This is a genomic window from Streptomyces novaecaesareae (genome assembly GCF_000716875.1).
Taxonomy (GTDB): Bacteria; Actinomycetota; Actinomycetes; order Streptomycetales; family Streptomycetaceae; genus Kitasatospora; species Kitasatospora novaecaesareae.
In genome coordinates this window covers 1-14339 of the sequence record NZ_JNWQ01000086.1, presented here as the reverse complement: position 1 = coordinate 14339, position 14339 = coordinate 1, and the positions used below count along the sequence as shown (strand labels likewise).

11 protein-coding genes are annotated in these 14339 nt (G+C 74.8%); 6 read left to right on the top strand and 5 right to left on the bottom strand.

The window, feature by feature from the left end; all coding sequences use genetic code 11:
• Positions 1 to 102: 102 nt before the first annotated feature.
• From OP86_RS26865 to OP86_RS26855, 3 genes are all read right to left on the bottom strand, one after another.
• Positions 103 to 3624 carry an ATP-binding protein gene (locus tag OP86_RS26865; RefSeq protein WP_234434731.1) on the bottom strand — a complete coding sequence of 1174 codons (3522 nt, stop codon included), beginning with the start codon at positions 3622 to 3624 and terminating at the stop codon, positions 103 to 105.
• A 68-nt stretch (positions 3625 to 3692) separates the two neighbouring features.
• Positions 3693 to 3884 carry a hypothetical protein gene (locus OP86_RS26860; RefSeq protein ID WP_030057903.1) on the bottom strand — a complete coding sequence of 64 codons (192 nt, stop codon included), beginning with the start codon at positions 3882 to 3884 and terminating at the stop codon, positions 3693 to 3695.
• A gap of 108 nt (positions 3885 to 3992) precedes the next feature.
• Positions 3993 to 5147 carry a CapA family protein gene (locus OP86_RS26855; protein ID WP_033333553.1) on the bottom strand — a complete coding sequence of 385 codons (1155 nt, stop codon included), beginning with the start codon at positions 5145 to 5147 and terminating at the stop codon, positions 3993 to 3995.
• 241 nt (positions 5148 to 5388) lie between these two features.
• Here OP86_RS26855 and OP86_RS39060 point away from each other — a divergent pair, with 241 nt between their 5' ends.
• From OP86_RS39060 to OP86_RS26835, 4 genes are all read left to right on the top strand, one after another.
• A complete protein-coding gene (locus tag OP86_RS39060) occupies positions 5389 to 6273 on the top strand; it encodes a universal stress protein (protein ID WP_063832467.1) in 885 nt (294 codons plus the stop codon).
• Positions 6274 to 6414: 141 nt separating this feature from the next.
• Positions 6415 to 7722: a M48 family metalloprotease gene (locus OP86_RS26845; protein WP_078588344.1), complete on the top strand. Its 1308-nt coding sequence runs from the start codon at positions 6415 to 6417 to the stop codon at positions 7720 to 7722.
• Between the two features lie 30 nt (positions 7723 to 7752).
• Complete coding sequence (locus OP86_RS26840) at positions 7753 to 8175, top strand: MarR family winged helix-turn-helix transcriptional regulator (RefSeq protein ID WP_030057908.1); 423 nt, start codon at positions 7753 to 7755, stop codon at positions 8173 to 8175.
• 207 nt (positions 8176 to 8382) lie between these two features.
• Positions 8383 to 9564 carry a PP2C family protein-serine/threonine phosphatase gene (locus tag OP86_RS26835; protein WP_030254634.1) on the top strand — a complete coding sequence of 394 codons (1182 nt, stop codon included), beginning with the start codon at positions 8383 to 8385 and terminating at the stop codon, positions 9562 to 9564.
• A gap of 43 nt (positions 9565 to 9607) precedes the next feature.
• On the opposite strand, the gene OP86_RS26830 is transcribed toward OP86_RS26835, so the two are convergent.
• Entirely contained in the window at positions 9608 to 11044 is a 1437-nt protein-coding gene (locus OP86_RS26830; RefSeq protein ID WP_078588345.1) for an ABC transporter substrate-binding protein, read from the bottom strand.
• A gap of 4 nt (positions 11045 to 11048) precedes the next feature.
• Positions 11049 to 11627, bottom strand: a complete 579-nt coding sequence (locus OP86_RS26825) for an MTB12 C-terminal domain-containing protein (protein ID WP_030254637.1) — start codon at positions 11625 to 11627, stop codon at positions 11049 to 11051.
• A 288-nt stretch (positions 11628 to 11915) separates the two neighbouring features.
• On the opposite strand from OP86_RS26825, the gene OP86_RS26820 reads away from it, so the two are divergent.
• Positions 11916 to 12413 carry a hypothetical protein gene (locus OP86_RS26820; RefSeq protein ID WP_078588346.1) on the top strand — a complete coding sequence of 166 codons (498 nt, stop codon included), beginning with the start codon at positions 11916 to 11918 and terminating at the stop codon, positions 12411 to 12413.
• Positions 12414 to 12419: 6 nt separating this feature from the next.
• A partial coding sequence (locus tag OP86_RS26815; protein ID WP_033333551.1) for a branched-chain amino acid ABC transporter permease occupies positions 12420 to 14339 on the top strand: 1920 nt, incomplete at its 3' end.

The window sequence follows — 14339 nt, the reverse complement described above, 5'->3', positions numbered from 1 at the left end:
GAAGCCGCCCACCCCCCGGGAAGGGGATGGGCGGCCTCGGACTCGTCCTTGCTTCAGCCCGGTGGACGCATCTCGGCTGCGCCGATCTCAGCTACGCGGATCTCAGCTGCGCGAGCCGCCGTCGGCAGCCAGCGCCGCCGAGGCGACCAGCACCTGCGCGAACGCGTCGACCGACGCCTGGTCGAGGTGTTCCGTCGCGGCGGCGAGCAACTCGCCCCACCCGGGATGGAGCTCGTACGTCAGCAGGTGCCCGTCGCGGTGCGAGGCCAGGCTGATGCCGACCAGCGCCTCCAGTGCGGGAGCGGGAAACACGGCCGGCGCCTCGAAGACCGCGCGCTCCGCCGCACCGGGCCCGAACCAGCTCTGACCGAGCAACAGCCCCGGATCCACCAGCCGTCCGAACCCCTCGCACCAGACGGCCACCTGACCGAGCAGCTCGCCGTCACCGGTGGCCACCGGCGGGAGCTGCCACTCGGGCAGGTCCAGCGCCTCGCCGTCGCCCCGCAGCACGCGCACCGTCACGGGGACCAGCCGGCTCTTCTCCCCCAGGGCCCGCAGCGCCGACGCGAACGCCGAGGCGAGGAAGAGGGACGAGGGCGCCGCCTGCCCGCCCAGGTGGTAGGCGGTGGCTCCGATCAGGCTGTAGAGCCGGCGGGCGTTCGCCGGCGCGACCCGGGTGAGTGCCACGGCATCGCGCCACGGGTAGTCGGGCATCCGGTGCGGCCCGCCGACGCCCGAGGGAGGCGGCGGGACGAGCCGCGGCCCGCTTCCGCCGGCTTCCTCACCGGGATCGACCGCGAAGTCCTGCTCCTCGATCTCCAGATAGCGGCGTGCGGTGGCCGCCAGCGGCACATTGCCGTGCCCTGCGGCTTCGAACAGCTCCAGGCTCTCCCTCATCAGGGCCCCGCACTCCGCGAGGCCCTCGGCGTGCCCCACCAGGTACCGGGTCATGGCGAGGATCGCTCGGCGGTGGACGATGGGCGCCAGGGCCTCGGGCCCGGCGTCGATGTGCTCCTTCAGCAGCGCCTCGGCCCGGTCGATCATCGACTCCGCCGCCTGCAGGATCCAGGCCTCGACCGGCAGCCCCGCCTCGTGCCTGGCCTGACTGCCGACCATCACGGCGTGGGCCGACTCGACCATCTGCTCGGTGTGGTGGCGCAGGACGGCGACCGCCACCCGCTCGGCCGGTTCCGGGATCCCGGCGGTGACGGCGAGTGCCTCCTCCAGCCGGCCCGTGGACGCATGGACGATGGCCTCCAGGAACTGCAGCTCCACGCTCGCTGCGGCCTCCGTCGGGGCGTCCTCCTTCGCCCTGTCGATGACCAGGGCCGCGTCGTCCCAGCTCTGGTTCCAGATGAGCACCTGCGCCTGCTCCAACCGGACCCGCAGGACCACCTCCGACGGCACGTCCAGCCGCCTCAGCGCGTCCTCGATCCTGGCGTGGGCCAGCGCGATGTCGGAGTAGCGGTCCAGCGCCACCGCTGCGCGCATGTCGGCCGTGTAGGCCAGCAGCAGGTGCTCCGCGCCGTCCGCGTCGAGCGTGCCCACGCCCTCCAGCAGCTGCCAGCCGGTCCGCGCCGCGTCGGCGGCCTCCACGAACCGGGTCTGGTTGAGGAGGCACTGGGCCAGGGAGGTGGTCGTCGCGGCCCGCCGGTAGACGGGATCGTCCACCACGCCCTCGTCGGCCTGCTCGATCACCTCCAGCGCCTCGCGCAGCAGCCCCTCGGTCCGCACCAGGTCGCCGTGGACGGTCATGATCGCCCCTGCGACGTTGCTGAGCACCGCGACGGTGTCGCTGTCCGCGAAGCCACTGCTCCGCACATGGCGCGCCACGTGGACGGCGTGCTCGATCAGCGTGGCGGCCTCGGACCACGACTCCCGCTTCCGGCAGTCCGCCAGCCCGATCACCAGCTTCCGCTGGAACCGGTGCTGCATCATGTCCACGGCCTCGCCGTCCAGCGAGGCCCGGACGATCTCCTGGACGATGCGGTGGATCGCCAGCACGCCGTCCCGAGGGTCCACCAGGGAGAACCTGCGCAGCTCCGCCACCGCGCCGTAGACGGCCGATCCGCCCGGGAGGTCCAGCGTCGCGAGGTGGAGCGGGATGAAGTCGGGGGCGAGCAGCGCGCAGCGGGCCAGCACTTCGCCCGCGAGGTGCCGGCCCGAGGCCTCGGGCGAGCTCAGCGCCTGGTCGAGCACCCTGCGCACGCTCAGGGCGACGGCCGCCGTCAGTGTCACGCCGTGGCGGTAGTCGAGCGGGACGAAGCCCGGCTCGTCGAGCAACCGGGCCCTGAACCGGGCGAGTTCCGCGAGGTAGACGTCGACCGGGCACTGGGTCGCCGCGATGTAGCCGGTGGCCTGGGCGATCGCGAGCGGGATCCCCTCCACCGCGTCGACCAGCGCGGCGACCTCGGTGCCGGTCGCGGCCTGCAGCCGCTCCCCGGCCCAGGCCGCGGCCTCGGCGGCGGCCATCCGTTCCACCACCAGCCCGCCCTCGGCCGCCGCCCAGGCCGAATCCCGGGTGGTGACCAGCACGTGTGCGCCGTCGCAGTCCGGCAGCAGGCCGTTCAGCTGCTCCCGGCCGGCGACGTTGTCGTAGATGAGCAGGACCCTGGAGCCCAGGTGCGCCAGTCGGAGGCCGATCTGGGCGAGGATCTCCGCCTCGTCGGCCGGTCCGGTCTCCTGCTGCTCCTCGGCGAGCATGCGGCGGTAGGAGGCGAGGACGTCCTCCCGGGTGTCGGAGGGGATCCACCAGACGAACTCGTACGCGTCCCGGGAGCGGTGGGCGTACAGCCGCGCGATGCTCGACTTGCCGATGCCGCCGAGCCCGGACATCACCACGCGGACCGCTCCGGCGTCCGGGTCCTGACCGAACTGCCCCTGCAGTGCGGCGAGTTCCTCGTCACGGCCGCGGACGCCCGCGGCCGAGGGCACGTCCCGGAGCAGGGCCCGACCCCGTGCGGGCCGCCCGCCGGGCTCGGCTCCGGGCGTGGTCCGGCGCCCGCGCACGAGCCACGGAAGCTCCTCCAGCCGGAGCGTGCGCCGGTCGAGGCGGTGGTCCCCGGAGTGCTGGAAGAGCTTCACGAACAGTGCGTCGATGGTGCTGTCGACCTCGGCCGCCGCCAGGGGGACGGCGGACAGCCGCAGCAGCTCCAGCCGCGCCTGGTCGAGGATCTGCTCCCACGGGCCGATCCGGCTGACGATCTCCAGGCGTCGGAGCAGCGCGTGGTCCTCGGGCACGAGGGCGACGGAGGACGGCACCAGGCCCTGGCACTCCACCAGCCACCGCGCCGGGTCCGGTACGGCGCGGGCGCGTTCGGCCACGTCCCGCAGGGCCTTCCCGGACGAGTGCACCGGTGCGTCCGAGAGGAACCGCAGCACCGCCGATCCGTCGGGATCCGCCGCTCCCCACCGACGGGCGAGCCTGAGCAGCTCCCCACCCGACCAGGTACCCGGCTCGACCCGCGTCTTGGCCTGGGCGAGCAACAGCGGCCGGCCCTCGACGTCACGGACCTCGAAGTCGATCGCCTCGTCGGCCCCCTCCACCCGGAAGGTGTCGGCCTCCGGATACTGCTCCGGGAGGCGGATCAACTGCAGCAGGGCGCAAGCCGTCTGAAACCCCATGCCCCGCGCCGTATCGGTCCCACCCATGAACCACCGCCCCCTTCAGGTCACGCCCAGCATGGCAGACCTCACTGACAGTCGCCCCGGGACCCCAGCCGGGGCAGGTTGTTCGCGTAGATCAGGTCGAAGCCGTCGCAGCCCTCCCCGTCCAGGTGCTCGACCCGTCGCAGGCCGGCCCGCAGGGCGACGCGCCGGGAGGCGAGGTTGGCCGGGCGGCGCAGCGAGAGCCGATTCGTCGTCAGTTCCTCGTGTCCGGACACTGGATGATCGTATGACCACGTGGCCGGGTCACGGCGAGGCGGTGTCGCGGCGGGGCGGTGTCACGGCCTGACCGTGTCTCGGCGGGGCGGTGCCACGGCGAGGCGGTGTCACGGCGAGGCGGTGGGGGCCTTCGGTGCCGGGGAGAGGCCCGCACAGCCGCGCAGGCCGTCGCGGCGCTTGAGGGCGGCCTCGGCGGTGGCTCCGGTGACCGGCTCGGGGATGCCCTTGTCGTCGATGGCGGCCGGGGCGAAGGCCTCGCCGGTCACCTTGCCGTCGGCGGTGAGGGTGAGGGTGGTGACGCCGGTGTCGTTGGAGTTCGGGTAGTCGGAGGTGCCGTACCAGAGGAAGTTGCCGAAGCCGTACCCGATGTAGGTGTTGCCGAGCATGCCCGAGCCGACCATGGTGTGCGCGTGGGTGCCGACCACGGCGGTGGCGCCGGCGGTGGCGAGCTTCTTGGCGACGGTGGTCTGCGCGGCGGTCGGGCAGGCCTTGCCCTCCTCGCCCCAGTGCAGGTAGACGAGGACGACCGGGGCCTGCTGCTTCGCCGTCTCCACCGCCTTGACCAGCGCCGGGACGTCCAGCGCCGAGGCGATGCCCGGCTTGTTCGCGCCCGCCCGCCACTTCTGGTTGGTGAGGTCCTCGACCTGGCTGGCGGCGACCACGGCGACCTTCACCCCGCGCACGGTGGTGACGTACGGGGCGTACGCCTCCTTGGCGTTGCGCCCGACGCCGACGACCGGGATCGGCGAGGAGTCCTTGGCGGCGAGGGTGTCGGTGAGGCCGTCGGCGCCGAAGTCCACCGCGTGGTTGTTGGCCATCGAGACGACGTCGACGCCCGAGTCCTTGAGCACCGAGAGCGCCTTGGGCGAGGTGCGGAAGGTGTACAGCTTGGGCTCCGGGGCGCCGCGCCCGGTGATCGCGGTCTCCAGGTTGAGGACGGAGAGGTCGGCGTCGGCGAGGGTGGCGGAGATCGGGCCGAGCGCCGGCTCGGGCGGCTGGACGGCCAGCCGGGCCTCGGTGCGGCCCTCGAAGTGGACGTCCCCGGCGAAGGCGACGGTGATGGTGCCGTCAGGGCGCGGCGCGGCGTTCTTGCTCGGGGCCGCGCCGGCGGTCGGGGCGCCCGGGGCCGTCGCGGCGGACGTCGGGGCGGACGTCGGGACGGGCGGGGCACCGGCCGGGGCCGGAGCGGGGTCGTCCGGCCCGCAGGCGGTGACGGCGGTCAGTCCGACGAGCAGCGCGACGGCGGCCGCGGCACGGCGCATGAGTGGTTCCCCCCGAGGACGGTGCAAGAGCGGTCAGCCTACGCCACCGGATCACCACACTTCGGACCCGTACCCGCAACATTCCGGACACGGACGGGCACCGGCGGACCCTCCCCTGGCCCACCCGTCCCAATCGCCCCGCCCGACCCGGCCGCCGCGTCCCTGGCGCGGCGGTGGGGAGGGCGCGCAGCGTGGTGGTGCGGGGAACCCGTCCCGTGCCGGGGTCCGGAGGTGTGACGTGATGGGCAGCAGCAACACGGGCAGCGGACCGGCCGCCGAACCGACCGGCGGACCGGGCGGCATCCCGGGCGGCAGTCGGGCCGGCAGTCCGGCCGCCGAACCGGCCGGCAACCCGGGGGGCGCCCCGCCCTCCCCCGGCCGGGAGCACCGGATCGTGGTCGGCATCGACGGCTCCGGGCCCTCGAAGGCCGCCCTGCGCTGGGCGCTCGGACAGGCCGTCCTGACCGGGGCGACGGTGCACGCGGTGGCGGCCTGGGAGTACCCGTCGCTGTACGGCTGGTTCGCGCCGATGGTGGACGACGGCTTCGAGCAGACCGCCCGCCGCACGCTGAGCGCCGAGATCAACGAGATCCTCGGCCCGGAACACTCGGTGGAGGTGCGGGAGAGCCTGGTGCTCGGCCACGCCGCCGAGGTGCTGCTGGACGCCGCCGAGGACGCCGACCTGTTGGTGCTGGGCAGCCGCGGCCGGGGCACCTTCGCCCGGACGCTGCTCGGCTCGGTCAGCGCCCGCTGCGCGGTGCACGGGAGCTGCCCGGTGGTGATCGTCCGCTCCGACGGGACGGCCACCGCACCGCACGGGCCCACGGCGGCGGCAGCGACAGCAGCGGCGGATGATGCGGCGGGGGCGGCCGCGCAGGCGGTCCGCACCAAGGACTGGCAGCTCAGCCTGCACGTGGTCGAGGACCGGGACACCACCCGGGTGCACGCCGTCCTGGACGCCGACGGCAACGTCCTGCACAGCGACGCCCTCTCCCGCCGCAACCCCCGCGACACCCCGGCACCGCAGGTCGGCGACGAGTTCGCGGTCGGCCGCGCCCTGGTCGACCTCGGCCACCAGCTGCTGCGCGCCGGGGTCCACGGCGCCACCGACCGCGCGGAGGAGTGAGCCCGGCGGGCTGGGCCCGGCCCCGCGGCCGGCCCCGCCCGCGGCCGCGCGCCCAGCCCAGCCCAGGAGTGAGCACCGCCCGGCCGGGTACGCCATGCTGAACCGCGACGCCGCCCCGACCGGAAGAGCCGCATCCCGCCCATGGACACCACCCCCGACCCCCAGCCCGCCCGGGGCCCCGGCACCGGACCCGGACCCGGACCCGGCCCCGACACGGGCACTGACGCGGGCACCGACTTCACCCCCGCCGACTTCACCCCCGCCGAACGGGCCCGGGGCCGCGCGCTGCGCCGGGCCCAGCTGCCGTGGGTGCTGGGCGCCCGGCTGGCGGGCCTGGCGCTGACCGTGCTGCTCGGTTTCACCCCCGTCGGCGCCGCGCTGGTCACCGCCACCGGCCGCTGGTTCGGCGGCTCCCGGACCGCCGACGTCCTGGCCGGCGCGGCGGCCCTGGTGGTCCTCGGCCAGGCGCTGCAGCTGCCGTTCGGCGCCCGGGTGCGGGCCGTCCGGGCCCGGTACGGGCTGGTGACCCAGGGCTGGGCCGGCTGGGCACTGGACGCCCTGCGCGGCCTCGCGCTGACCCTGGTCCTGGTACTGCCGCTCGTCCTCGGGCTGTTCGCGCTGACCGCCTGGTCGCCGCAGCGCTGGTGGCTGCCGGCGGCGGGTGCGGCGGCTCTGCTGACCGCCGCCCTCTCCTTCCTCCACCCGCTGCTGGTCGAGCCGGTGTTCAACCGCTTCTCCCCGATGCCGCCGGGCGAGCTGCGCACCGCGCTGTTGGCGCTGGCCGAGCGGGACGGCGTCCGGGTGCGGGACGTCCTGGTGGCGGACGCCTCGCGCCGGACCACCGCGCTCAACGCGTACGTCTCCGGGCTGGGCGCGACGCGCCGGATCGTCGCGTACGACACGCTGCTGACCACCGCCGAGCCGCGCGAGGTGGAGCTGGTGGTCGCGCACGAGCTGGGCCACGTCAAGCACCGGGACGTGCCGGTCGGCACCGCGCGGGGGGCGGTCGGGGCGGCCGTGGCGGTGGCCGTGCTCGGCCTGCTGGTCGCCTGGCGGCCGCTGCTGGACGCCGCCGGGGCGGCGGACGCGGCGGATCCCCGGGCGCTGCCGCTGCTGGCGGCGCTCGCGGCGCTGCTGGGCGCATTCTCGGGGCCGGCGCAGTGCGCGGTGAGCCGCCGGATCGAGGCCCGGGCGGACCGGCACGCGCTCGAACTGACCGGGAACGCCGAGCAGTTCGTGGCGATGCAGCGCAGACTGGCACTGGCGAACGTCTCCGATGTCGACCCGCCAAGGGTGCTTGAGCTACTGTTCGCCACTCACCCGAGTGCGACCCGTCGAATCGCCGCCGCCCGCGCCTGGCACGCGGCGCACGCCCTGGGAGAACCGCAGGCCGCACCGGGCGGGACGGCTCCGGAGCGCCGTTCGACCCCCGGCAAATCCGTTGTATAGTGCAACAAATCTCGGAGAGATAGGAACGCCGTGCCCGGCCGCCAGTCGTCCATCGACACCATCCAACGCGAACTGACCGCCTTCGCCCGCCGCGCCCGGCACAAGGCCTCCCAGCTGCACCCCGACCTGTCCCTGGTCACCTACAGCATCCTCGACCTGCTCACCGAGCGCGGCGGCTGCCGGGCCGCCGACGTGGCCGCGCACTTCATGCTCGACAAGTCCACCGTCAGCCGCCAGGTCACCGCCCTGGAGAAGCTCGGCCTGCTGGCCCGCGAGGCCGACCCGGACGACCAGCGCGGCCAGATCCTGCGCGCCACCGAGGCCGGACTGACCCTGCTGCGGGACGCCAACGAGCAGCGCCGCCTGGCCTTCACCGAGCGCTTCACCGACTGGTCCGACGAAGACATCGCCCGCTTCGCCGCCTACCTGGCCCGCTACGGCGAAGAAGGCTGAACCGGGACGGACCCGCCCGGCGCACGCTCCTCGATACGCGCTCCTCGATACGCGCTCCTCGATACGCACTCCTCGATGAACGCTCCTCGATGAACGCTCCTCGATGAACGCTGCCCGGCGCACGCCCCTCGGCGCGTGCTCCTCGGGGTGCGCCCCGCCGCCCACACGGTGTACAGAGGAGAGGTGCCCCTCCGGCAGCGTTCCGATGTGCCGCGCCCGCAGCACCCGCCGCACTCCCCCGACCGCCGCCGCGCCTGGCGGCCCGACCGCCGGGTGCTGACGGCGCTGACGCTCGCGCTGATCGCGGCGATCACCGTCGTCGACGTCCTCTCCCCGCCGGACATCCACCTCGGCCCGCTGCTGATCGTCGCCCCCGCCCTGACCGCTTCCTTCGCCGGCCCCCGGGCCACCGCCGGGGTCGCCCTGCTCGCGCTCGCCGCGCTGACCGTCATCGGCCTCGCCCGGGACGGCCTCACCACCGCCAACCACGAGACCCAGTTGGGCGCCCAGATCGCCGTCTCCGCGCTGATCGTCGGCCTGCGGGTGCTGCGCGAGCGGCACGAACGCGAACTGGCCCGGGTCCGGTCGGTGTCCGAGGCCGCCCAGCGGGTCCTGCTGCGCCCGCTGCCGGACCGGATCGGGCCGCTGCACCTGGCCTCCGTCTACCTCGCCGCCGAGGCCGAGGCACAGGTCGGCGGCGACCTGTACGCGGCCGCCCGCACCGCCACCGGCACCCGGCTGCTGGTCGGCGACGTACGCGGCAAGGGCCTGTCCTCGCTCGGCGACGCGGCCCTGCTGCTCGGCGCCTTCCGCGCCGCCGCCCACCTGCACGCCGAGCTGCCCGACCTGGCCGCCTACCTGGACGGCAGCGTCAGCTGGGACCTCGCCCAGCTCGCCGAGCAGGCCCGGGAGGCCCGACGCCACCGGCTCGGCGGGACCTCGGACGACGCCGGGGCCGACGACACCGGAGAGTCGTTCATCACAGCCGTCCTGCTCGACATCCCGGACGACGACCCGGTGGTCCACATGATCGACTGCGGCCACCCGCCCCCGCTGGTGCTGCACTCCTACGGACTCGGCCCGCTCATCGCCCGCCACCCGGCGCCCCCGCTCGGCCTCGGCGAGCTCGTCCCGACCACCTACGAGGTGGATACCTTCGCGTTCGAGCCCGGCGACCGCCTGCTGATCTACACCGACGGCGTGATCGAGGCCCGCGACGCCCGCCGCCGCTTCTACCCCCTCACCGAACGCGTCGCCGCCTGGCAGTCCGACCGCCCGTCCGTCCTCCTCCACCGCCTCCGCCGCGACCTCCTCGCCCACGTGGGCGGACACCTGGACGACGACGCGGCGATGGTCGTGGTCGAACGGCTCACGACCGGCATCGATTAGGGCCTGTCCGGCAAAGATCCGCCGGACAGGCCGTAGGGCCCGATCAGGGCTTGTACGGCAGCTGCGGCACGTCGAAGCAGGTGGTAGTCATGGCCGGCACCTGGGTGACCCAGCCGCCCCGGCCGCCCTGCGCGGCGTCCTGCCAGCGGGCGGCGTTCAGGCAGGCACGGGTCGGGCCGGTGGGCGGCGGCTGCGGGACGAAGGAGGCGGGCAGGATCAGTCCGTGCGCGTCATAGGGCTCGGCACGGTTCATGAAGGCCTCGACGCAGGAGCGGGTCGGCGCGGCGCCGCAGGAGTCCAGCGCGTCCGCCAGCCACTGCGCGCCCGCCCAGCCCTCCAGTTCCCAGGCGGACAGCTGCCCGGCCCGGTCCGGGTAGTAGCGGGCCATCGCGGTCCGGAAATCGCGCACCGCCGGGTACTGCTCGTCCTCGTAGTTCAGGCTCGACGAGGTCGCCCAGAGCGCGTTGCGGCAGTTCGGCGAGGAGGCGTAGTCGGTGCGCACCGACTCCGACCAGTTCTGCACGTTGGTGACCTTCGCCGCCACCGTCACCCCGGCCTCGTCCAGCGCCCGGCACAGCGCCGCGTTGCCCCGGGTGTCCATCGCGTCGAACAGCAGCTGCGAGCCGTCGGCGTGCACGGCCGCGGCCACCGCCTGGAAGTTCGGCAGCGCGAAGTCCACCGTCTGGAGCAGCACCCGGTAGCCCTCGGCCTCCAGCCCGGCCTTCAGCTGACCGGCGTAGCGGGCCGAGTCGGCCTGGTTGTACGCGACCACGGCGGCGCTTGCCGCGCCCAGGCGCTGCTTGAAGAAACGGAACACCTCGGTGCTCTGGTAGAGCGTCCCGTTCCAGCCGACCGTCCGGCCATCCCGCGGCGCGGCGCTCCCGTAGATCCCGTACAGGTGCGGCCAGCGGTCGTACGCCGTGCCGATCGGCTGGCCGCCGACGTCCGGCACCGCCTTGCCGCTGACGTACGAGGCGCCCGCGTAGTCCAGGACGCTGCCGCTGACGAAGGCGAAGACGTGCGCCTGGTCGATCAGCCGGTGCACGCAGTCCTGGTTGCCGACGCCGCTGCCGCCGTCGTCGCAGGTCACCAACCGGACGGTGCGCCCGTGCAGGCCGCCGCGGTCGTTGAGGGCCTGGAAGAAGGCCTGGGCTCCGTACCGGGGGCCGCTGAACACCTCGCTGCCGACCGGGCTGGTGAGGGAGGTGACGATGCCGATCCGGATCTCGGTGGCGGTGACGCCGGTGTCGGAGGCGGGGTTGGTGCTGCCGTTGCCGCCGGTGCTGCCGGTCTGCCCGGCGGGTGGGGTCGCGCGGGCGGTGAAGGCGCGCTCGGGCAGCCGGGTGCCGCAGCCGGAGAGCGTCGCGAGGGCCGGCAGGAAGGTCAGCAGGAGGGCGAGGGCCACCGCCGGGACGCGACCGGGCCGCCGGCGCGCGAACGCGTCGGCGGCCCGGTGCCGCGGTGGGGCGGTCGGCCGCATCCGGTCAGCTGCAGCCGGGGATCGGGGTGCCGCTGGCGCCGCCGGCCTGGGTCAGCAGGCCGCACAGGGTCGAGCGGGACACCTTCCAGGTGCCGTTCTCGAGGACGGCCTGGCCGGACGCGCTCGGCTCGACCACGGTGCCCTGGAGGGAGAGCGAGTAGGTGACGGTCGCGTCGGAGGCGTCGGTGAACGCGACGTCACCCACCTTCGCCTGCACCTGACCGACCCGCGGGTCCTGCGAGAAGCCCTGCAGCACCGGGAGCAGCGCGTCGCCGCCCTGGAGCAGCTTCGCCTTGTCCGGGATCGGGGTGTTGGGGTCGAAGAACTTCTCCCAGTTGGTGGTGATCTCCGCCTTCGCGGCGGCCGGGTCGGCGGGGGCGGTGCCGGTCGCGCTCGCGGAGGCGGATCCGCTGGTGCCCGCGCTTGCGCTCGCACTCGCACTCGCCGGGGAGGAGGCCGAGGAGCCGGACTTGCTGCTGCTGCACGCGGCCACCGAGCCCGCCAGCGTCAGGACGAGCAGCGCAGTCGCCATCCGCAGGGCCCGGCTGCCGCCCGTGGGGGTGCCGCTTCGCGTCACGTGCATGGTGATCCCTCTCGCCTGTGCCGCCCGGGCCGGTCGCTCGGTGTCCCGGATGCTGTTCCAGGCCGATCCTGGAAACGTCTCAGGTGACACCATGAAGGCGGATCCATGGACGAATCGCAATCTGACGGAGAAATCACCCGTAACGCCCCGAAGGGTTCCTCCTTCCGGGGCGGTTCGTTCCGGCGCGGAGTCTTCCGGGGCCGTTCGTTCCGGGGTGGGGGCTCCCGGGCCGGCGCGTTCCGGGGTGCCCGGGAGTGGACGGGCTGGCTCCTCGTCGCGGCCGGGGCCGTGCTGTGCGTACTCGGCTGGTACGGGGTCGCCGGAGAGCGCTTCGTCGAGCAGCAGATCCCCTACCTGGCCTCCTCCACCATCCCGGGCGCAGCGCTGATCGTGTCCGGAGCCGTCCTGGTCGCCCTGCGGCCGCCGTCCCTGCCGGAGCACGAGGACCTGACCGACCGACGGGTGGAGCGGCTGTACGACCTGCTGGTCGAACCGGAAACGGAACCGGGCCTCGGACCCGACGCCGAACCCGGCGGCCTCGGACCCGATCCGCCCGGCCCGGGCGCCCGGGGATGGCTGGCCGTCCCCGGAGGCACCCGCTACCACCGGCCGGACTGCCCACTGGTCGCCGGCAAGGCACGGGCCGTACCGGTCGACCCGGACGCCGTCCGGGCCCGGGGGCTGACGCCCTGCCCGCTCTGCTCCCCACCCGCCGCCGACCCTGGCCTTGACCCCGACCCCGACCCCGCCACCCGTCCGGGTGAACCGACCCCGCCGAGCGGCTGAGCACCCATGAACACCCTCCTCACCGCAGCCTCCCCCGACTCGCTCGGCCTCACCGTCGACCTCGCCCTCGCCGGACTCACCGTCGGCAGCGCCGCCGCACTCAGCGGCATCGGCCTGGTCGTCTGCCACCGCGCCACCGGGGTGCTCAACATCGCCCAGGGCGCCCAAGCCATGGCCGTCGCCTACCTGCTGCGCGACCTCGTCGTGGTGCGGCACTGGCCGGTCTGGCCCGCCGTCGCCTGCTGCCTGCTCCTCGTCGCCCCCGCCCTCGGCGCACTGCTCGACGTCCTCGTCTACCGGCCACTGCAGCGGCGCGGCGCCGGACCGGCCGAGACCATGGTCGCCGGGCTCGGCGTGTTCGTGCTGCTCATCGGCGTCGTCGTCCTGCTCTGGGGCGCGGCGCCGCTGGCCGGGGCGCCCTCCCCGCTCGGCGGCGCCCCGATCCGGCTGCCCGGCGGACACAACCTGCGACCCGACACCGTCGCCCAACTCGCCGCGATCCTCGTCCTCGGCGTCACCGTCCTCGCCACCACCCGGTGGACCCGCTTCGGCCTCCGGCTGCGCGCCGTCGTCGACGACCGCCGCCTCGCCGCCCTCGCCGGCGTCGACGCCGACCGGGTCTCCGCCATCGGCTGGGCCTTCGGTACCTTCACCGCCGGGCTCGTCGGCATCGCCCTCGCGCCGTACCTGCTGCTCGACCCGTACGGGCTTCCGCTCCTGGTCATGGAGACCATGGCCGTCGCGGTCGCCGCCCGGCTGCGCAGCATCCCGGTCGCCGTCGCCACCGGGCTCGGCCTCGGCATCGCCCAGGCCGAACTCACCCGACTGCGCCCGTCCGGGCAACTGCTGCCGCTGGTCGAAGCCGTGCAGTCCAACCTGTTCGTGGTCGCACTGCTCGCCACCGCACTCCTCGCCGGGCCGCGCATCACCGGCGAGCGGGACGAGACCGCGCCGCTGACCGTCCGCGCGGGCGGGGCCGGGGCAGGCGGGGCCGGGGCGGGTGGAGTCGGAGCGGGTGGCATGCGCGGCGCGGGCGGCGGGCGCGGTACGGGCGGGCGCGGACGCCTGGCGGGGGCCGTCTGTCTGGTGCTGCTCCTGCTGCCGCTCGGCTTCCGGGGCAACGACCTGCGGAGCGCCCTGCTCGTCCCGGCGCTCGCGCTCGTGCTGCTGTCCATCGTCGTGGTCACCGGATACGGCGGGCAGATCTCGCTCGGCCAGGCCGGGTACGCGGGACTCGGCGCACTCGGCACCGCGCTCCTGATGTCCGGCCGCGTCCCCGGCCTCCCGCCGCTGCCCGCCGTACCGGCACTGCTGATCGCCGTCCTCGTCACCGCCCCGCTCGGCCTGCTCACCGGTTGGCCCGCGATCCGCCGACGCGGGCTCGCCCTCGCACTGGTCACCTTCGCGGTCGGGACGGCGATGAGCCGCTTCGTCTTCCAGCAGCCGTACGCCACCAGCGGGCTCGTGCTCGACCGGCCGTCCTTCCTGACCGGCGACCGCGCCTTCTACCTCGCCGAACTGCTGCTCCTCGGCGTCGGCCTGCTCGCCGTCCGGGGCCTGCACCGGGGCCGCCTCGGCCGGGCACTGACCGCCATGCGGGACCACGAACCCGGCGCCGTCGCGGCCGGCGTGGACGTCCCCGGCCTGAAACTCCTCGCCTTCGTCACGGGCGCGGCCCTCGCCGCACTCGGCGGCGGTCTGATGGGCCTCGCCGGACGCGCCTTCGACCCCGGCGCCTTCGACCCGGTACGCGGCCTGCTCTGGTTCGCGGCCGTCGTCGTCGCCGGAGCCGACAGCGCCCTCGCCGCAGTCCTGGCGGCCGCCCTCCTCATCGGCCTCGACGCCGGCACCGTCGCCGGTGTCTCCGCCGTGGCCGTCGGTGTCCTCGCCCTGTCTCTTATACACATCTCCGAGCCCACGAGACAG